20 protein-coding genes and 2 pseudogenes are annotated in these 18,653 nt (G+C 67.9%); 11 read left to right on the forward strand and 11 right to left on the reverse strand.

Translation table 11 applies throughout. The annotated features are described in order from the left end of the window. The first annotated feature begins 35 nt into the window (after positions 1–35). The gene (locus tag ACGFZW_RS00370; RefSeq protein ID WP_393890740.1) at positions 36–1,253 is read left to right on the forward strand and encodes a phosphatidylserine/phosphatidylglycerophosphate/cardiolipin synthase family protein; all 1,218 of its coding nucleotides are present in this window, start codon (positions 36–38) and stop codon (positions 1,251–1,253) included. A 23-nt stretch (positions 1,254–1,276) separates the two neighbouring features. Here ACGFZW_RS00370 and ACGFZW_RS00375 read toward each other — a convergent pair whose 3' ends face one another. After that, positions 1,277–1,489, reverse strand: a complete 213-nt coding sequence (locus ACGFZW_RS00375) for a hypothetical protein (protein ID WP_393890741.1) — start codon at positions 1,487–1,489, stop codon at positions 1,277–1,279. A 235-nt stretch (positions 1,490–1,724) separates the two neighbouring features. Between ACGFZW_RS00375 and ACGFZW_RS00380 the strand changes: the two genes are divergently transcribed. Continuing rightward, positions 1,725–1,931 carry a hypothetical protein gene (locus ACGFZW_RS00380; RefSeq protein ID WP_393890742.1) on the forward strand — a complete coding sequence of 69 codons (207 nt, stop codon included), beginning with the start codon at positions 1,725–1,727 and terminating at the stop codon, positions 1,929–1,931. A gap of 78 nt (positions 1,932–2,009) precedes the next feature. On the opposite strand, the gene ACGFZW_RS00385 is transcribed toward ACGFZW_RS00380, so the two are convergent. After that, the gene (locus tag ACGFZW_RS00385) at positions 2,010–2,417 is read right to left on the reverse strand and encodes an MmpS family transport accessory protein (RefSeq protein ID WP_393890743.1); all 408 of its coding nucleotides are present in this window, start codon (positions 2,415–2,417) and stop codon (positions 2,010–2,012) included. 185 nt (positions 2,418–2,602) lie between these two features. On the opposite strand from ACGFZW_RS00385, the gene ACGFZW_RS00390 reads away from it, so the two are divergent. Continuing rightward, positions 2,603–2,899 (forward strand): SDR family NAD(P)-dependent oxidoreductase, encoded by a 297-nt coding sequence (locus ACGFZW_RS00390; protein ID WP_393891263.1) that lies wholly within the window; start codon positions 2,603–2,605, stop codon positions 2,897–2,899. A gap of 697 nt (positions 2,900–3,596) precedes the next feature. After that, on the forward strand, positions 3,597–3,968 hold the full coding sequence (locus ACGFZW_RS00395) for a hypothetical protein (RefSeq protein ID WP_393890744.1): 372 nt from the start codon (positions 3,597–3,599) through the stop codon (positions 3,966–3,968). Between the two features lie 337 nt (positions 3,969–4,305). Here the strand turns inward: ACGFZW_RS00395 and ACGFZW_RS00400 are convergent, their stop codons facing one another. The 3 genes from ACGFZW_RS00400 to ACGFZW_RS00410 form a co-directional block, all read right to left on the reverse strand. Next, complete coding sequence (locus ACGFZW_RS00400) at positions 4,306–4,800, reverse strand: GNAT family N-acetyltransferase (protein WP_393890745.1); 495 nt, start codon at positions 4,798–4,800, stop codon at positions 4,306–4,308. 425 nt (positions 4,801–5,225) lie between these two features. Further along, a complete protein-coding gene (locus ACGFZW_RS00405; protein WP_393890746.1) occupies positions 5,226–6,062 on the reverse strand; it encodes a GNAT family N-acetyltransferase in 837 nt (278 codons plus the stop codon). 513 nt (positions 6,063–6,575) lie between these two features. Beyond that, the gene (locus tag ACGFZW_RS00410; protein ID WP_393890747.1) at positions 6,576–6,776 is read right to left on the reverse strand and encodes a 3-keto-5-aminohexanoate cleavage protein; all 201 of its coding nucleotides are present in this window, start codon (positions 6,774–6,776) and stop codon (positions 6,576–6,578) included. Between the two features lie 505 nt (positions 6,777–7,281). On the opposite strand from ACGFZW_RS00410, the gene ACGFZW_RS00415 reads away from it, so the two are divergent. Further along, entirely contained in the window at positions 7,282–7,785 is a 504-nt protein-coding gene (locus ACGFZW_RS00415; RefSeq protein WP_393890748.1) for an SRPBCC family protein, read from the forward strand. Positions 7,786–7,799: 14 nt separating this feature from the next. Here ACGFZW_RS00415 and ACGFZW_RS00420 read toward each other — a convergent pair whose 3' ends face one another. Both ACGFZW_RS00420 and ACGFZW_RS00425 read right to left on the reverse strand, forming a co-directional pair. Beyond that, entirely contained in the window at positions 7,800–8,267 is a 468-nt protein-coding gene (locus ACGFZW_RS00420; protein WP_393890749.1) for a hypothetical protein, read from the reverse strand. A 754-nt stretch (positions 8,268–9,021) separates the two neighbouring features. Next, a complete protein-coding gene (locus tag ACGFZW_RS00425) occupies positions 9,022–9,633 on the reverse strand; it encodes an HD family hydrolase (RefSeq protein ID WP_393890750.1) in 612 nt (203 codons plus the stop codon). Positions 9,634–9,887: 254 nt separating this feature from the next. On the opposite strand from ACGFZW_RS00425, the gene ACGFZW_RS00430 reads away from it, so the two are divergent. The 3 genes from ACGFZW_RS00430 to sufU are packed head-to-tail and all read left to right on the forward strand — an operon-like array spanning position 9,888 to position 12,528. Continuing rightward, positions 9,888–10,763: a hypothetical protein gene (locus ACGFZW_RS00430; RefSeq protein WP_393890751.1), complete on the forward strand. Its 876-nt coding sequence runs from the start codon at positions 9,888–9,890 to the stop codon at positions 10,761–10,763. Beyond that, a complete protein-coding gene (locus ACGFZW_RS00435; protein WP_393890752.1) occupies positions 10,760–12,100 on the forward strand; it encodes a cysteine desulfurase in 1,341 nt (446 codons plus the stop codon). Before ACGFZW_RS00430 ends, ACGFZW_RS00435 begins: the two co-directional genes overlap by 4 nt. Further along, positions 12,091–12,528: a Fe-S cluster assembly sulfur transfer protein SufU gene (gene sufU / locus ACGFZW_RS00440; protein ID WP_393890753.1), complete on the forward strand. Its 438-nt coding sequence runs from the start codon at positions 12,091–12,093 to the stop codon at positions 12,526–12,528. Before ACGFZW_RS00435 ends, sufU begins: the two co-directional genes overlap by 10 nt. Before the next feature lie 673 nt (positions 12,529–13,201). On the opposite strand, the pseudogene ACGFZW_RS00445 reads toward sufU, so the two are convergent. Continuing rightward, a pseudogene (locus ACGFZW_RS00445) lies at positions 13,202–13,390 on the reverse strand (DUF397 domain-containing protein); the annotation flags it as partial. A 50-nt stretch (positions 13,391–13,440) separates the two neighbouring features. Between ACGFZW_RS00445 and ACGFZW_RS00450 the strand changes: the two are divergent. Beyond that, positions 13,441–13,758 carry a DUF6207 family protein gene (locus tag ACGFZW_RS00450; protein ID WP_393891264.1) on the forward strand — a complete coding sequence of 106 codons (318 nt, stop codon included), beginning with the start codon at positions 13,441–13,443 and terminating at the stop codon, positions 13,756–13,758. On the opposite strand, the gene dctA is transcribed toward ACGFZW_RS00450, so the two are convergent. Beyond that, complete coding sequence (gene dctA, locus ACGFZW_RS00455) at positions 13,734–15,167, reverse strand: C4-dicarboxylate transporter DctA (protein ID WP_393890754.1); 1,434 nt, start codon at positions 15,165–15,167, stop codon at positions 13,734–13,736. The two genes, ACGFZW_RS00450 and dctA, sit on opposite strands and share 25 nt — an antisense overlap. After that, the gene (locus ACGFZW_RS00460) at positions 15,164–16,282 is read right to left on the reverse strand and encodes a PrpF domain-containing protein (protein ID WP_393890755.1); all 1,119 of its coding nucleotides are present in this window, start codon (positions 16,280–16,282) and stop codon (positions 15,164–15,166) included. Before ACGFZW_RS00460 ends, dctA begins: the two co-directional genes overlap by 4 nt. Positions 16,283–16,435: 153 nt before the next feature. Between ACGFZW_RS00460 and ACGFZW_RS00465 the strand changes: the two genes are divergently transcribed. Together ACGFZW_RS00465 and ACGFZW_RS00470 are read left to right on the forward strand one after the other, a co-directional pair. Further along, entirely contained in the window at positions 16,436–17,332 is an 897-nt protein-coding gene (locus ACGFZW_RS00465; protein WP_393891265.1) for a LysR family transcriptional regulator, read from the forward strand. Next, positions 17,331–17,923 (forward strand): annotated as a pseudogene (locus ACGFZW_RS00470) (ATP-binding protein); the annotation flags it as partial. The gene ACGFZW_RS00465 and the pseudogene ACGFZW_RS00470, both read left to right, overlap by 2 nt. Here the strand turns inward: ACGFZW_RS00470 and ACGFZW_RS00475 are convergent. Further along, positions 17,869–18,405, reverse strand: a complete 537-nt coding sequence (locus tag ACGFZW_RS00475; RefSeq protein ID WP_393890756.1) for a GNAT family N-acetyltransferase — start codon at positions 18,403–18,405, stop codon at positions 17,869–17,871. The pseudogene ACGFZW_RS00470 and the gene ACGFZW_RS00475 overlap by 55 nt on opposite strands. Positions 18,406–18,653 lie beyond the last annotated feature (248 nt).

The following is an 18,653-nucleotide window of genomic DNA, read 5'->3' on the forward strand; positions in this document are numbered from 1 at the left end:
GCGCGGAGGTTTACCCTTCCCGGCCAGGTGGAGTCATGACGAGCACATGCAGTGAACCCGAACCGACCGCTGAGCCCATCGAGCAGCCCGAATTTTTGGCAGAGCGCAAGCAACGGATGCGGCGCCGTCTGGAGCGGCTGATCGGAATCGCCGCCACGGAAGGCAACGCTCTGCTGCCGCTACGCAACGGGGACGAGATCTTTGCTGCGATGCTGGAGAGCATCCGTGGCGCCCAGCACACCGTGGACATGATGACGTTCGTGTACTGGCGCGGCGACATAGCCGGCCGATTCGCCCAGGCGCTGGCTGATCGTGCCCGCAATGGGGTACGGGTGCGGTTGCTGCTTGATGGCTTCGGCAGCAGGCTCATCGAACAGGACCTGCTCGACCTGATGGGCCGGGCAGGCGTCGAGGTGGCATGGTTCCGCAAGCCCCTGTATCTCTCCCTGCTCAAGCAGAATCACCGCTGCCACCGCAAAGGGCTGGTTGTGGACGAACACGTCGCCTACACCGGCGGGGTCGGAATTGCTGAGGAGTGGTGCGGCAACGCACGCAACGAGAAGGAGTGGCGCGACACCCATGTCCAGGTCCGAGGGCCCGCGGTGGACGGCATCGCTGCCGCCTTCGCGCAGAACTGGGCCGAATGCCATGACACCCTCTTCGACGTGCGGGACCGCTTCACTGGCCATGAGCCACAGGGCGACGCCGTTGTGCAGGTCGTCCGCGGATCGGCCAGCTTCGGGTGGCAGGACATGCAGACCCTCCTGCGGGTCACCATCGAGTCCGCCGAGGAACGGTTCCGCCTGGCAACCGCGTACTTCGCCCCGGACGCCTACTTCGTCGAGCTGCTGTGTGCGGCAGCCCGACGCGGTGTCGAGGTGGAGATCCTGCTGCCCGGCCCCCACAACGACAAGCGGGTCTGCCAACTGGCGGGCCAGAACTACTACGAAGACCTGCTTGCCTGCGGAGTGAGGATCTACCACTACCAGCCGACGATGATGCACGCCAAGATCATCACCGTCGACCGGATCGCCACCCTGATCGGCTCCACCAACTTCAACCGTCGCAGCCTCGACCACGACGAAGAAGTCATGCTCGTCGTCCTCGACGAAGACTTCACTGCGAGCCTGGATGGGCACTTCGACGAGGACCTACAGGCCAGCGAGCGGATCAAGAAGGGCCGCTGGAAGAGACGCCCCGGTCTCCAGCGCCTGCGGGAGGCGGCCGTCGCACCCATTCGTCGATACCTCTGACCAGAGCGTGTCCGATGGGTTCGCTACACAGGCGTGTGCTGCTGTGCTTGGCCGGGGAGTGTCTGAATGGAAACTGCGCGACAACTCCACTGTGGTAGTGCAGGTTGGATCACATTGCCGTCCAGGTACGCGACATCGAAGGCAGCGCCGCTTTTGACGACGCCGTACTCGCTCCGGTAGATGGTGAGCGTAAGAAGCAGTTCGGCGAGAACATCAGCTTCGGGATCGCGGGCCACGCATTGTGGCTGGCCCCCGCGACCGACCCCGCGCCTGCGCGTGAACTGCTGAGCGAGGCGGCAGCTCCCACGGCTCTGCCGCGGATGTCGGTCGAAAAGCTCGCTCGGGTGGACGAACTGCAGTACCGGCGCAGCCTGCTCCACATTCCACGGTTCCACCCGACGCCGCCGAATGAAGGGGCGCCCCGGGCGGTTCAGGACCTGCCCGGCCGCGTCGGGGGCGCTCAGAGCCCGCGTGGCCTTCGCCTTCGAACTGTTCCTGGTGGCACACGGCCGCGCAGCCCGGGGCTTCGGCGAGATCTCGTCGGCCCTGCTGATCGCCGCCATCGCGACGACCAACCAAGCGACACCGCTCGCCGGTCTGCGCGCCCCCCAGGAGGAGGGTGGCGCCGTAGAGCGCGCCGAGGAGGGAGGCCGCGAGGGTGCCAACGCCACGCCATAGCTATCGCGGTCAGCTGTCCGACAGTTGGTCGGCGCAGATTCCGGGCTGCGTCAACCGGTCGGGGCCGCCCTGGGGTTACTACGTGATCGGGGACTCTGCGGTGCAGCCGCCGGCCGTCACCAGGCCATTAGCGCTCTGTTCCTCGAGCACCTTGCCCTTGTAGGTGATCTTGCACGCGACCTGGGCGCCTTCGAGGTCCGCGGCGACCGGCATGACCGCCGCGGGCATGATGCCGCGCAGCGTGACCGTCTTCCTCCAGGGCAGCTTGGGCTTCGACACCGACTCGATCTTCGGCTCCATGGCCTTGCCGCCGCCGCCGTGGAAGTCGATCGAGTCGACGTTCTTCCCCGTGACCTCGTAGGTGACTTCGTACGTCTCGTTCACTGCCTTGTCGACCTGGTCGACCGCCTCGGAACAGGAGCTGAGGCCGAGTGCCAGGCCCGTGACGGCGACGGAGCAGACGGCGGCGCGAATGGTGCGGTTCATGGAGATCCCCCCGGATCGTGAAAGTCTAGTCCGCAGCAAATCGCAAAGGGAAGGTAAAGTCAACCGTTATGAAGCCCGCCTGAGCCGATCCGGCCGGTTGCGACGGCGTTGTGCGTCCGTAGCCAAGTCACGCGTCTGACACGTCGCTTGCGAAGCAGCGAGGGTGACGTCACATGGCGAGCCCGATGTCCCGCTGGCGGAAGTTTTCGACATCGCGGAGCATCTCCAGCTCTCGGGCTGCGGTTCACCCGGTGGACAGCAGCCGACGCCCGTCCGATTACTACTCCGCCGCCAAGGCCGCCCTGGAATCGGTCACCGCCTCACTGCGCGGCGAGGTGACACCTCTTGGCATCACTGCCGTGGTCGTGGAACCCGGCGCCTTCCGGACGGACTTCGCGGGACGCCGGCTCCGCAGGCACCGGAGGCGCTCGCCGATACGCGGAAACCGCCGGCAAGCGCCGCAAGGAGAACGACACCACTGACGGCACCCAGCCCGGTGACCCGGCGAAGGCTGCTCGGGTCATCATCTACACCGTCGAACCCCCGAACCGCCGTCCATGCTTCTCCTGGGAGACAACGCCGTCGACGGCTTCCGCCGTGCGGAGCTGGACACCTGGGAGCCGACAAGCCGCGCCACCGGCTTTTCGGCGTAACTCCTGTCTCCCGACTGCTCAGGTCTTACGCCCCATTCGACTCCGGGACTCACAGCCCACGGAACGACCAGGACGATGCTTCCGTGGGCCTCCTGGGAGCGGAGCCGGACCCCGGCCCGGTCCGTCGCGTCGTACGACAAGCTGGTGTCAATCAGCGGTCGCGGTCGTCGTTTCGATCAGCCCGGCTGTGAGGTGCGATACCTCTCGGTAATTCCAGGCCTCGGCGAACAGACACGAAGACCTTCACTACTCCAGAACGGATACCCTCGCGTAGAGCCTTGACCGGCAGCGCAGGTCGCACCCGGCGTGAGCGACTGACGACTCAACCTTGGACCTTGCATCCAGCCGTCTCGCGGTAGGCCAAAGACACAGGCGGCATCCGCCGGCACTTCCGGCCGCAACACCTCAACACTGGCCAGCGCGCTCCCTCCTTCGCCCCACCCACAGGACAGCCTTCAATCGGCGATCACCCTTTTGCGTGGCCCCAAGAGGGCCGGACCGAGCATCCGGCGCGCAGAATGAACTCATGCCAAAGCTGCCGGTACGGTCGGTCCGTCCCTCATCGGATTCAGTGCTGTCCTTGTGGTCGCAGGACTCTGTGTTGTCGATCGGCTCAGTAGGTTCGGTGCTGTCCCTTGGGTCCGTCGGATCGGCCCTGTCTGTCGGTTCGATCGGAAGCGCCCTTTCGGTCGGCTCGATCGGCTCGTCCCTGTCATTGATCTCGACCGGGTCATGGCTGAGTACGGGATCCTTGTTCTCGGCGCAGTCGCGTTGGTCAGTGCTGTCCTGGCGCTCCTCTCGAGGCTTCCTGGCCATGGGAGCGGTAGGGGCAGCGACGGGAAGCGTCCTGGTGTTGATGCACATGCTGCAGCCGGGCCGTCGATCCGCGTCGAGATGAGGTGTCGGGCTGTCCGTCGGCGCGGCTCTGCGCCGCACCGCCACCAACGACCACCCGGCCTCATCGAACACAACCTCGACAACGCGGGACGGGCACCAAGACCGGGGACCGAGTAGGAACGAGCCCCGCGCCGGAGGCCCGGCGCCTCCGGTGCGCGGGTGATCAGCGGTCAGCCCAACTGCCCCACACCGGCCCGCCGATCCTGGCCACCACGGGGCTTAAGGAACATTCGGACCCTCGTCGTGGCTCAGGCACACGCATCCACCCACGCACGGGCGGCAGCACGTTCCCCATGTGTAATTTCCTTCCCGCAGCCGACCCACGAACAGATCAAGGTCTATGGCTGAAGGTTGCGCTGGTACCAAGTGCCTGACTTGCCGCCGAGATCGGCCGGGGTGGCAGGGCCAACCGGGACGAACCCGGCCTTGGCCAAGACTCTCTGGGACGCGGCGTTGTCGTGGGAGGTGGCCGCCCGCAGTGTGAGCAGGCCGTGCATCGCTCTCGCCGTCCGGCACAGCTCCCGGACGGTCGCGGTCGCCACGCCGCGGCCGGCGGCCCGCTCCGCGACCCGGTAGCCGAGTCTGGCAGTGCCGTCCTCCAAGTCGTACAGGTTGAACCTGCCGAGTACCGAGCCGTCCTCGGCGACGAGCACGTAGAAGGCGCAGATGCCGGCCTCCTGCTCGGCCAGCGAGGCTGTGTACCGGTCGGTGAACTGGTCGAAGAAGTCGTCGCCGCGGTCGGAGATCGAGGCAGCGAAGTAGGTGCGGTTCGCCAGCTCGAAGGCCAGGACCGCCGGGGCGTGGCCGACATGCAGCCGCTTCAGCTCGGGCATCGCCCGACTCTACTGAGATCGTGCGCTGAGACCACCTGAGTTTCCGACAGTGGCACACAGCCTCAAGACCAGGGCACATAACGTTCTACGGCTGGAGTGCCAACAGGCTGCCGTGAGCGGCGCCCGCCTCGTGCTGCCGGTGTTGCTCAGCGCCACTTTCGCCCTCACGGGTGGCCAGTCGTCCCACGCAGTGCGATGCTGCCGAACTTTCTTGTCCAGTGCCCGTCAGGCGGGAAGCGGCCCCGGCCGACCAGCGAGTGTCATCGCTCTCCAGCAGCACCCCAGCAGCAGCCATCGACACTCACAACCCGCCACCACAGCACTTCGACAGTGGTCCAGGAGGTGTCTTGCCGTCGGGTCCGGCTCGGAATATTCGCGGGTTCTGACAGCACCGGGCCTTCCCAGCCGGCCGAGCGCGGCGGTGGTCAACGCCAGTCGTCGATCACATACGCGTCGGGGTGGCTGTACCCGGGTTCGTTGGGCCTGTGCATGGTCACGCCCTGCAACCAGGTGCGGAAGCCGCGGTCGATCATGCGCCGGTAGGCATCCGGGCGACCCAGGTTCATGCCGGCGTCCAGTTGCCCCAGCCCCCGCTCGGCGGCCAGCCGCTCGCATGCGTCGAGCAGTCGCTCGAACCGGTCGGCGGCCTCCGGGCCAGGACGTACGGCACCGAATTTGACGAAGCACACGTCCTCGCCGGCCTCCGACCCGGCTCCGCAGTGGCAGACGGCCAGGCCGTCGAGCTCGGAGCCGGCGCCATGGAGCAGGATGGTGTCACCGAGTCCCTGCGTGTGCGTGGCCACGATCTCGCGTTCCAGGCTCAGGCCCTCGTACACGGCTCCGGTCAGTGCGCGACAGAGGCTCAGTACGTCGGGCCGCTCGGCGGCGGGCAGTTCGCCGTAGAGCACCCGGCCGGGGACTGCGGCACCGTCTGTGACCTGCTTCTTCATGATGGCTGTGAGGAATCGAGGCCAGAAACCGTACCGGCGGTAGAGCTCAAGATGCTTGGGACTGTGCGCGAAGGTGAACAGGCCGAGGTGGCGGTTCCCCCAGGCGTCGAAGCAGTCGATGACCGGCTCCATCAGACGCCTGCCGATGCCCTGGTCCCACAGATCCGGACGTACGGTCAGTGGTCCGAAGAACCCCACGCTGCCCCAGTTGGCGGCGAAGTTCGATCCCACTACTTCGCCCTCGACCGTCGCCGCGAACGCCGCCTGTGGGTCGGCCGCCCAGCGGGTGCGGACGTAGTCAACGGTCCCCAACGGATCAGGTACCCCCAGGAAACTCCCGAAGGCGACCCTGCAGATCTCATCAGCCCGATCCAGGTCCGCCTCACCCAGAGGGCGGACTGATACCGGGGCCGCGCCACTCTCGCGCTCCGCTGCTGGTGAGACCATCGCTCTCCCTCCGACCCTCCTTTCCATCGCACCACGGAGGTGCGCCGCAGGCGAGGCGAACGCTCCGGCGACACTCCCGACGATCAAGGACCAGTCCGGTCTCCCTTGCCTTTCCGCAGCAACGGCAGCAGGTAGCCGGCGCCAGCGACCACCACGGCCACCTGGATCGTCCCCGGCCGGAAGCGTGGCACGCCGGCTGCCGACTGAGACCTGAACGCTGCGTTCGCCGCGGAGCCGGGCCAGTGTGCGTCGGTCGGTGGCCGGGGTGATTCCGATCGGAGCCAAGCTCAAGACTCGACCCGGCCGGGCGCCAGGTTGGAGCGCACAAACGCGAGACAGTCGAATGCGATCAGGCCGATCTCGCGGTGGACAGGCATCTCAGTCGGGGGCGAGAGTATCGGAGCCGTCAGGTCCCTTGGGATGCAGATGGATGTCTTCGGCTCCGGCAGCGACCGCTGCCCAGGCCGCCTCGGCGAGCTCGGAAGCAGTCGAGGGAAGGTTCGGGCAATGTTCCCGCAACCGGGAACCGTTCAGACACACCTGCAACATGAATCCGATGGTGACAGCTAGGTCTGACATTCACCCAAGGCAACGCAACTTGGGATCACATCACATGGCCGAAGGCCGGTTGAGGGGTGCGCGCACGCCTCAACCGGTCCGGGAAAACAGCCTATTAATGGCACTTCCTCCAGGAGAGGTGGTACGTGCTTTTTGGCACTGGTCTCTGTCGAGTCCATCGCGATGTGGCCGGTGGTCGCCGGGGTCCATGCCCGCTGCACCTCACTCGCTGCCCCCCACCAGGCTCCGCTGGCCGCTGGCCTTGGAACGGCGTCTCGATCAGCGGCCGCGCAGACGCTTCAGTCAACTCCGTACGGGGGTCCGCGGCGCGAGTTCTGGGCCAGCCATGGGGAGTGGTTCTGCGCGCGGGAGTGGGCACGGCTGCTCGGCGAACCGGGCCGACAGGCAGAGGCACTGGAGAGACTCGCCCCGTACCTCGTTACCTTTAATTTACGGACACAGAATGCAGTGCCCTCCGCCGAGGAGCACGACGAGCAGTACAAAAGCACGTTGTCCCAGAGGAAGAATGAGGCGCACCATGAAATACACCGTCTCCATCGAGATCGCCCTGCCGCAGGAGAGGGTGGTCCAGCTGCTCGCCGACCCGGCACACCTGCCGAAATGGCTGCGGGGCCTGGTGCTGCACGAGCCGCTGAGCGGGGAGCACGGGCAGCTCGGCACCAAGTCGCGGGTCGTGATGCAGATGGGCCAGCGGAAGATCGAGTGCACCGAGACCATCACACGCCGGGAACCGGCAGACCTGGGCGAGGTCCCGAAAGCGAGCGTCGTTCACTTCGACCGCGAGATCGTCGGTGAGGGCATGTGGAGCGCCGTGCGCGACCGCCTGACCGAAGCTGGCCCGGAAACGACGCTCTGGGAGAGCGAGAACGAATACCGGTTCAACGGCTATCTGATGAAGCTGGTGGGACTTGTGATGCCCGGCGCCTTCCGCAAGCAGTCGCAACAGCACATGCAGGACTTCAAGGCGTTCGCCGAGCAGGGAAAGGACGTCCGCGAGGCGACGGACTGATGTGCCTTAACCGGTCAGGCGTCTGACGGCGTGGCGTGTTGGTCATCCCTTCGTTCGTAGATGACCGCTGGGGCAAGCTCCACCGGCGCTGTCTGGAGACGACCGTTGCCGAAGGCGGCGAGGCCGACGCTGCGGCGCGCGAAACGCTCTGCAGCCATCCAGGCATCCGTCCGGAGTGGCTGGCGATCCGGGCCTGGCGCATCCGGCCGGACCGGCCGCTGTAGTTCAGCCCGCCTCGGGGCCACGAGCCACCAAGCGATGGCCCAGACCTGGTTCAGCGGCGAGTTGTCTCCAGACGCGAGCAGACTCGTCACCTCGGCGGACGGCTTGAAGTACCGCCGATCGATGGCTTCGAACAGCGGCAGCACCTCTTGGGCGGGCGCGGCGCCCGGGAGCGGAACGGCCGCGGCGGTAGCCGCCTGAGGTGCGGCGTGCCCCAGGCGCCCCCGGCCCGGATCACCCGGGCGGGTGGTGCCTTTCACCGGAGAAACGATCACTGCACGGGTTGTGTGCGCCCCGTACCGAGGGCTCGTCGGCGGGCCTGGAGATAGGTGGTCCAGCCGGTGCCCGTCGGTGGCGCCAGGCTTGTGCGGTGATGACGTGCATGCCCAGGAGCGGGGCGAGGACGGCGGGCGGCATGTCCTGGGCGAGCTGGATCAGCGCGGTTGAAAAAGATCATCCGGGAGGTGAGGGCGCCACCGTTTGCAGCCCCCTTCAGTAGCGCCCTCGGGAGTGATGGTGTGCGCCGGCGGGTGGGCGAAGGGCCCTGAGTAGCAGATCAGCGAAGTCCGGGTCCGCCCGCAATTCGTCGGCGAGCACGGAGCCGACGATGCTCGCTGATCCTCGCCGGCTGCTCGTGCAGGCGGGCTGACGCAGAGGTCCTCAGAGTGCTTCGTTCAAGTCGTCCCCAGGCCAATACGTGTACTACTGACCTCTGTTCGCCCAGACCGGCGCGCCTCCGGTCAGCACCTGCACCGCCGCTGCGGCTAACTCCCAAGCCTTCATCCCCCCTCCTCCCCCCACCCGTTCGTGGGTGCTGAATTGGTCTGGGGACTATGTGCTGAGGAACAGGGCACGCGTGTCGATCCGTGCGTCGACACCGGCCTCAGCTTCCTGGCCCTCTGGAATCGAGCGCGCCTGCTCGTGCGGTGACTTCGACTGCCGTATGCCTCGGGGTTTCGGGAATCGGTTCCTCTTGGTGGTCGGGCCCGCGGTGCAAGGCAGAGTGCGCGACGGTCAGGACGCCGCTGGCAAGAGCCCCCGCTCCACCGCCGCGTCCCGTACTTCTGCGTACAGAGCGGTGAGGGTCTCGCTGACCTGGACCCGCGGGAGTTGCAGGCGGTCGAGCGCGGTGGCGTCCGCGTCAACGTCCTGCCAGCCCTGTCCGGTGAGGAGTCGCATCAGCGCGGGGTTGAGGCGGTCCACGCCGCGCACCAGCTGCGCCTCCGGTGTGACGCCTTCCTCGTACTCGTGCCACAGGTCCAGGAATTCCGTGCCGAGCGGGCTCGGGAGAGGAGTGAAGCGGCGCTGGGCGACCTCTTCCTCGATGCGGGCCTTGTCGTGGGTGTGTTCGGCGCTGTGCTGGGTGGCCCACGCCGAGGGGTCTCCCGCCTCGATCTCCACGAGATCGTGCATCAGGCACATCTTGAGCATCCGCTCAAGCTCCAGCGCGTGGCCGAATTCCCGCTCGAACTGCTGGTGGAGCAGCCAGCTGACCATCGCCAGGTGCCAGGAGTGCTCCGCCACGCTTTCCTTGCGGTCGACGGTGGCGTTGTTGTGGCGTTCAACTTCCCGTAAGCGAGCGCTGAAAGCGATGAAGTCGAATACCGCCCGGAGATCTCCCGGCATGCCGTTTCCCCAATCTTCTACATATTGTTGATGCGACCGCATGATCGCCGAGCGGGACTCTAGCACCGGCGCACCGGCCGTTCGCTTCAGGACAGTTGACGGATCATCCGTGCGCCCGCCGGGCCATCACACCATCTCCGCCCCGGCACATTGCCATTCCGTGTCCAGAAATCATCGTTGACAGTTTTCCAGGCAAGTTATTACGTTCCTGTGAAACCTATTGTCAACAAGCAACAGCAAAGGAATGACCTCGTATGGCAAAGTTCTACGCCGCGTCGGAACTGGATGGAACATTGACCGGATTCCGATCCCGCGGCCCGGCGACACTCACCGAATGCCTCGCCTCCGGCACGCTCTGGCAGCCGGTATTCCAGTGCACCATCATGGCGAACACCGGTGACGGCATGAGCGTCTTAACGGGCACCCGCCGGGCGGACAGCAACCCCACCCACCCCAACGTGATCAGCACGCCGACCAGCATGCTGCCGCTCGAATTCGCCCGATGTTACGCCGACGGCATGGCCTCGTCGGCAGCCGAGCTCGCCCCGGTCCATCTCACCGAGCTGAGGGCGGACGACCTGCGGACCGTGGCCCGATTCCCCGAGGAGGGGCAGCGCAACGTGGTCCCCGACCCGTCCTCCGCCCTCTCGTTCCTGGTGGGCGATCTGCTCGCCCGTAAGCTCGGCTGCGAGGCCGCCATGGAGGCAGCCTCCCGGGAAAAGCCGCTGGGTACCTGCCGGTTCTCCATGATCGGGGCCGGATTCAGCTACGTCGCCGACCGCCCCACGGCCGACCCAGAGTCGCCCGAACCGCTCTTCGAACCGCTGCTGATGTTCGGCGCGGTCCTCGAACTGGACGACCCGGCCCTCATCCCCGAGAACACCTCCTCGTACAAGGACCTTTGCTGGACGTCGCCGACGGACTACGCCGAGGGCGTGCGCACCAAGCGCATCGAGAGTTTCAACCCGAAGTTCCTGGACCTGGCCGACGAGGCCGACAGCGACACGGTGACCGTGTGCGCCCGGGGCCTGTGCCTGCAGACCACCCACAAGGTGCTCGCGGGCCTCGGCCCGACCCAGGGCGGCGAGACCGCCGCCACCCACGAGGCCGCCCCCGGTGCCCGGGCATGACGGCGTCGACAACCGGCGCGATCCGGCCCGGCCAGGACCGGGACGCGACTCCACTGGACCCGGCCCTGATCCGCAAGGACTTCCCGATCCTGGCCCGCAGCGTCTCCGACGGTCGGCCGCTGATCTACCTGGACTCCGGCGCGACCGCCCAGCGTCCCGCCACCGTCCTGGACGCCGAACGAGCCTTCACCGAGACCTCCAACGCCGCCGTCCACCGCGGGGCGCACCAGCTCTCGGAGGAGGCGACCGAGGCGTACGAGGACGCCCGCGCCCGGGTAGCGGCGTTCGTCGGGGCCGCCCCCGGCGAGGTGGTCTTCACCAAGAACGCCACCGAGGGCATCAACCTCGTCGCCTACGCCATGAACAACGCCACGACCGCCGGACCGGAGTCCGCCCGTTTTCGCCTCGGGCCCGGTGACGAGATCGTGGTGACCGAGATGGAGCATCACGCCAATCTGGTGCCCTGGCAGGAGCTGTGCCGGCGCACCGGCGCCACGCTGCGCTGGCTGGGGGTCACCGACGACGGGCGACTGGAGCCGGCCGACCTGGACGAGGTGATCACCGCGCGGACCCGGCTGGTCGCCTTCACCCACCAGTCGAACGTGCTGGGCACGATCAATCCCGTGCGCCGCATCGTGGCCCGCGCGGCCGAGGTCGGCGCGTTCACACTCCTGGATGCGTGCCAGTCGGTACCGCACGCTGCGGTCGACCTGCACGCCCTCGGCGTGGACTTCGCGGTCTTCAGCGGGCACAAGATGCTCGGCCCGTTCGGCGTGGGCGTCCTCTACGGACGGCGCGAACTGCTGGAGATCATGCCGCCCTTCCTCACCGGTGGCTCGATGATCGAGGTCGTCCGGATGACGGAGGCGACCTATGCGCCGCCGCCCCAGCGTTTCGAGGCGGGCGTGCCGATGGTGTCGCAGGCGGTCGGGCTGGCGGCCGCGATCCGCTATCTGACCGACGTCGGCATGGACCGGATCACCGCGCACGAGCACCGGCTCACCGAGTTGGCGCTGCGCACCCTCACGGCCATGCCGGGAGTGCGGGTCCTGGGGCCGTCCACCACGGAAGACCGCGGTGGCGCGGTGTCCTTCGTCGTCGACGGGGTGCATCCGCACGACGTCAGCCAGGTCCTGGACGCCCGCGGCATCGCGGTACGCGTGGGGCACCACTGCGCCTGGCCGCTGCATCGCCGGCTGGGCGTGCCCGCCAGCGTGCGCGCGAGTTTCTACCTGTACAACGGTCCCGAGGAGATCGCGGCGTTGGCGGCGGGCATCGAGGCGGCCCAGGCGCTTTTCGCTACGGGGGACGACACGGAGGCCGTGGTATGCAGCTGACGGCAGAGAACCAAGCGGTCATCCTCGCGCACTACCGTGCCCCCCGGCACATCGGGCTGCGCGAGCCGTACGACACGGAGGTGCAGCACACCAACCCGACGTGCGGCGACGAACTCACCCTGCGCGTCCGGCTGACCGGTTCGGGCGCCGAGGCGGTCGTGGCCGACCTCTCGTACGAGGTTCAGGGCTGCTCGATCAGCCAGGCGTCGGCCTCGGTGATGGCCGGGCTCGTCCTGGGGCATCCCGTAGCGGAGGCCGAATCCCTGCATACAGAATTCGCCTCGCTCTTGCGTGAACGCGCGACGGAGGCGTCTGCTTGGCCTGCCCGGCTGGGTGATGCCGTGGCATTCCGGGAGGTGGCCCGGCATCCCGCGCGGATCAAATGCGCACTGCTGGGCTGGATGGCGCTCCGCAGCGCCCTGTCGTAAGCGGGCGGGCAGCACGGCGTTTTATCGCGGGCGGGGGTAGCGGTGCTTGGACCGGTGCCCCCACTCGTGACACGAATAGCCCGGGACACGCACCCATAAGCGCGTCTTGGCTGTTTCATAAGGACGACTTGGACCACATGACGGCGGCGTACCTATTGTTTTCGCTCCGTTTTGGTCGCCGCCATACGCCGGTTGGGCGAGGTGCTCACCACCAGGCCGAGAAAGAACGACCCGGCGCTCGGGGGCTACGCAGCGACGGCCGAAGCGAAAGACCGAAGTGAATGGCCGAAGTGAATGGCCGGTTGTCTCCGCGTAACTCGGGCGGCACACGTGCGCGGGGCGCCAGGCCCCGGCTGTGCCAGGTGGCCGGCGCTCGGGCGCCGGTACCGGCAGCCGTGCCCGATAGCGAAACCGGAGATGTGAACCGTCGTGGCCGGGTACCCCTTTTGGCCGCCAGCCTGCCGCCCGTCGGATGTCGGGCGCACGAGGGCGACGTTCTTCGAAGTTGATGGTGCGCCTGGCCGCGCCACCGGCCGTACGGGCGTCTAACGCATCCGCCATATTCAGCGGCCCTGTGACCTGAGGTGAACTGCTGGCCGCGCGAGCAGGAGTGCGCCTCCACTGCCGCCCCGGGGCGACGGTCGCCGGACGCGTCGTCAATCTGGTCATGCCCCTACGTGGGCGCACGCCTACCCGACGCTCCGCTGTCGCGGGCCGCGACCAGTTGCAGGAACGCTGACCACGACGTGTCGCTGAACGCCAGCTGTGGCCCCTCAGCCTGTTTCGAGTCCCGTACACCGACCCCGGGCGAGACGCCCGCGTACACCTCCACACAGGCCCTGTCGAAGTCGTCGCAGTGGGTGCTCTTGGACCAGCACGAGGGAGGAAGACCACGTCTGTCAGACCGTAAAGATCCATGAAGAGCACCTCCGCGAGCCGGGCCTGGTCGTCATCGACGTCACCGCGGCCGACGAAGAGACCGCCACCCAGGCCGCAGCCATGGTCAGCGCAGCCGGTGACGATCCTCCGCGGTCTGAACGGCATCATCGCCCGGCTCCCTACGGCGAAATGGGGACCAACAGCGGGCCGGTGCAGCATCAGGGCGGGTGTCCGCCCCCGACCGCACCTTCCGCCGGATCCGCGGTGGCGCAAGAGGGGGCCGGTCCGGAGCGCAGGCTCCGGACCGGCTGCGTGTTGAGTGTTCGTCAGCCGGCGGCAGGCACCGGGTGACGGTCCGCTTCAGCCGATTCCTCTGGGTCGGCCTTCGCGGGCTCTTCACCTGGTGCGGGGGCGACCCGCGGCTCGGGGGCGTGGTTTGCCTCGGGAGAGGGCGTGTAGGGGATCTCGCCTCGGAGGACGGCCTTGGCTCGGTCCTCGTCGAGTTGCCCCTCCCATTTGGCCACCGCCAGGGTGGCGACGCCGTTGCCGATCACACTGGTCAGGGCGCGGGCCTCGGACATGAAGCGGTCGATGCCGAAGATGAGCGCCAGGGCGGCGACGGGGACGTGCGGGACGGCGCTGAGGGTGGCGGCCAGGGCGATGAAGCCGGAGCCGGTGACCCCGGCGGCGCCCTTGGAGGTGAGCAGCATGACGGCGAGCATCGACAGTTGCTGGGTCAGGCTGAGGTCGATGCCGAGGGCCTGGGCGAGGAAGACCGAGCCCATGGTCAGGTAGATCGCGGTGCCGTCGAGGTTGAAGGAGTAGCCGGCGGGGAGCGTGATGCCCACGACAGGCTTGGAGGCGCCCACGTGCTGCAGTTTGGCCATCATGCGCGGCAGAACCGGTTCGCTTGATGAGGTGCCCAGGACGATCAGCAGCTCCTCCTTGATGTAGCGAAGGAAGGGGAGCAGACGCAGGCCGTTGATGCGCATGACCGTGCCGAGGACGACCAGGACGAAGAACAGGGCGGTGAGCCAGAAGGAGCCGACCAGCAGGAAGAGGTGACGCAGGGTGTCAAGGCCGTAGTTGCCGATGGTGAAGGCCATGGAGCCGAAGGCGCCGATCGGGGCCAGCCGCATGATCCAGCGGATGAGTGTGAAGAGGACCTTCGACAGCTTCTCGATGCCCTGGGTGATCCCCGTCCCCGCCTCGCCGGCGGCGTTCAGGCCGAAGCCGAACAGAACCGAGACCAGGAGCACCGGCAGGATCTCGTGGCCGGTCAGCGCGCTGAGCAGCGTATCCGGAATGTTGGACAGCGTGAAGGCGGCGACACTCTCGTGGCTCTGGGTCGCCTCCGGCGGCAGGCCCTCGGTGGAGAGGGCGGAGGGGTCGACGTGCAGTCCGCTGCCGGGCTTGATCATGTTGACGACGACCAGGCCGATCACCATGGCGACGGTGGTCAGGACCTCGAAGTAGAGCAGCGCCTTGAGGCTGACCCGCCCGACGGCGCGGGCGTTGCCCATGGAGGCAATGCCGTGAACGACGGTACAGAAGATGACCGGCGCGATCATCATGCGTACGAGCGCGATGAAGCCGTCGCCCAAGGGCTTCAGGTCGGCGCCGAACGACGGCCCCAGCCAGCCGACGGCGGCCCCGGCGAGGACACCGATCAGGCACTGGACGTACAGCAGGGACAGCAGTCGGCGAATGCGGCCGGATGGAGCGGTGACGGTGCCCGGGGCGGCGTCGTTGCGGCTCATGCGGGGCGTCCTTCCAGGACGGGGACGAGAAGTTCGGCTCGGGCGATGCGGCGGGCGGCGCGGTGCAGCAGCACCGTGGGGGACGCGCCGCCTGGCGCGGGTACGGCTTGGGCGGTGATCACACCGGCCGGGGTGCCCAGTCGCAGCGTGCCGTCGGCGGACTGCCGGGCGGCACGGTGGGCGAGGGTCCCGGGTGTGGCGGCTGCGGTGGCCAGGGCCACGGCCGCGGTGAGACCGATCGCCGGGTGGGGCGCATGCATGGAGACCATGCGGACGGCCAGGTCGTACTCGTCCGGTCCGACCGGGGTGCAGTTGGTGGTGCGGTAGGCGGCCGGGCGGGCGACGAGGCCGACCTTCGGCACGGCATGGCCCACGGGATCGTTCTCCTTGACCAGGCCCATGGCCAGGGCCGCCTGACGGCGCAGCACGGTGAGAGCAGGCACCGCCGAGGCAAACTCGGCCGGTGACTCGGTGCCTTGGAGACCGAACGCCTTGGCCTCGAACAGCGCGGTCGGGGCACCGGCGTCGACCAGGGACGCCTCGACCCGACCCGCGGGCCCGGTCAGGGTGTCCACGGAACGGCCCGTCGGCAGGGCGCGGCCCGTCGTCGAACCCGCCGGGTCCTCGAAGCCGAGCAGTACCGGCACACCGAGCGCGACGGTGCCCGGCACCGCGGCCGTGCCCTCGTCCGGGGCCGTGGAGCCAGGGGTGGGAATGGTGCCGGTCAGGCGGGCTCCGGTGTTGACGTTGAGCATCCGCACCCTGGTCGACTCCGACGTGATCGGCACCAGGTCGTTGTGGACGGCGTACAGGGCGACGGCGGTGGCGCAATTGCCGCAGTTGCTGACCCACTCCACGCGCTCGTCGCCGATCCCGACCTGCGCGAAGGCGTACTCGACGTCGATGCCCGGCTCGGCCGACGTCCGGACGATCGCGGCCTTGGAGGTGGTCGAGGAGGCACCGCCGATGCCGTCGATCTGGCGGGGGTCGGCGGCGTTGTAGGCGGCGAGCAGCAGGGTGTCGGTGTCCACGCCGGTGGCCACCACGTCGTGGTGGTCGAAAATCCAGCACTTGCTGGTCCCTCCGCGGATCATCTCGCCCTGCAGACGCAACACAACAGACTCCTCATGGAAAACCCGACGGCGTTTCCGTGCGGGATGCGATCCACACTGGGCGCGTAGAGCGTGAAGTACAATCTCGGAAATCTTCATGGGTATTAAGCTGGAATTAACGCTGGAGGTGGCGTGACACTCGACGTCCGACGCATCATGCTCTTCACCGAGGTCGCCCGCCGGGGCTCGGTCACCGCCACCGCACGGGCTCTCAACTACACGCCATCAGCGGTATCCCAGCAGGTCAGCCGACTGGAGGCGGAGGCCGGACAGCCCCTGTTGGAGCGCCATGCGCGGGGCGTCACGCTCACCGACGCGGGACGCGCACTGGCCGAGCGCGGGGAGCGGATCGAGCGCGAGCTGACGGCCGCGGAGAACGAGCTCGCCGACTTCGCGGGACTGCGCGCGGGCACTCTCCGCGTCGGAACCTTCCCCACCGTCGGCGCCTCCCTCCTTCCGCGGGCCGTGATCGCCTTCCGGGAAGCGCATCCAGACGTACGGCTGGCGGTGCGCAGCGCCCGTATCGCGGGCCTGTGGGCGATGCTGGAGAACCGTGAGGTCGAGATGTCCCTGATGTGGGACTACGACTGGAACCGCATCGAACGCGAGGACATCGTCGTGACCTCGCTCGTCGACGACCCCCCGGCCCTCCTCGTCAGCAACGACCACCCGCTCGCCGGCCGGCCTTCGGCCGCCCTCGCCGACTTCGCGGACGCTCCCTGGATCACCCGTGCCGAGAACCACCCGGTGGCCGAAGCTCTCGCCCGCAGCTGCCACGCAGCCGGGTTCGAGCCGCAGATCGCCTACGAGGCCCACGACTACCAGGAGGCCCAGGCCATGGTCGCCGCCGGCATCGGCGTCGCCCTCGCCCCCACCCTGGCCTTGGAAGGCATCCGGGGTGGCGTCAGCGTCCTGCCGCTGCAGTCCCCCGCCCCGGTACGTCGGATCCTCCTCGTCCGCATGAGCGACCACGCTCTCACCCCTGCCGCCGAGGCCTTCGCGGGCTTCCTTCGCGACAGCGCCGCGGCCGGCGTGCGCGCAACGCCGCCGTGACGACCGGGAGTGCCGCGGCTCAGAAGGGCGGATCTAGGCGGTCAGCTTCCCGCGGGAGAAGTCGCTGCGGACTTTCGACTTCGGCGCCAACCCCCGCCGCCACCAACTACACGCTCGCCAGCTGCGAGTGGATCAAGAAAGGGGAGCCGCTCTGCCTGACCGGCGACTGCGGCACCGGCAAGTCGCACATGCTGATCGCCCTGGGCACCGAGGCCGCCATGAAGGGCTGCCGGGTCCGATACACGCTGGCCACGAACGTGGTGAACGATCTGGTCGAGGCCGCCGACGAAAAGCAACTCACCACGACCATCGCCCGCTAAGGCCGCGTAGATCTATTGAGCATCGACGAGTTGGGATACACCGGGCCGGCACGGCGCCGAGTTGCTGTTCCAGGTCCTGACCGAGCGCGAGGAGAAGAACAGCGTCGCCGTCGCCTCCAACGAGTCGCTCGGCGGCTGGACGAAGACCTTCACCGACCCCCGGCTCGCGCTCGCCCGGCTTCATCGCGGTGAGTGCGGACACCGCCGAGCACGACCTCAGTCGGACAGCGCGACCGGGGACCACATGCCGAACCACTGCTCGGCGCCGTAAGCCTCAAACCGCTCTACCTCGATGAACCCCAGCTTCGCCGCGAGGTGCATCGAGCGGACGTTGGCGGTCTGGGTGGCGAGCACCACTGGTTCGCCGGGAAGCGCGCCGGTGAACCAGTCGAGTGCCGCGGTGCACGCCTCAGCGGCGTACCCGCGTCCCCACGCCTGCGACAGGAACAGGTAGCCGAGCTCGGCTTTCCCAGCAGCCTGACGGAGGTGCCCCGTGTCTTTGGTGAGCGTGATCTGGCCGATCATCGCTCCGCCGAGATCGACTATGAAGAGGCCGGGGCGCCGGCTGGGAGCCCCGGGAATCGTGCGCTCTAGCTCGTCACGCGGGCGAGAGCCACCGAGGTAGGTGCTCACCTCAGGCGAGGCCAGCAGCTCGATGACCGCCGCACGGTCCCGAGCCTCGGGCTCACGGAGCACGAGCCTCTCGGTCCTGATCGGGGCAGGCGGCCAAGCGACGGGTCCAAGATCAGTCATGCCAACCAACCAATCAGCAGGCTCGGTAGCGTTCAAGACTCGCGGACCAATCAACTCACCTGCCCGGGCCCGTCCTTCCTCTCTTACTTCCCCTCCAACGAGCCACAGCCGCACGGCTTCGTCCTGCGGGTTTGAGGATGGATTCTGACGTCGTTTCTCGCGAACATCCACGGCCCAGCCGACCGCCCGTCAGCGCCCGAACCGAAAAACAAACGCTGCTGCTTGGCTCATTGAGCAGATGCCGCCGG

It is taken from the genome of Streptomyces sp. NPDC048248 (assembly GCF_043201875.1).
Taxonomy (GTDB): Bacteria; Actinomycetota; Actinomycetes; order Streptomycetales; family Streptomycetaceae; genus Streptomyces.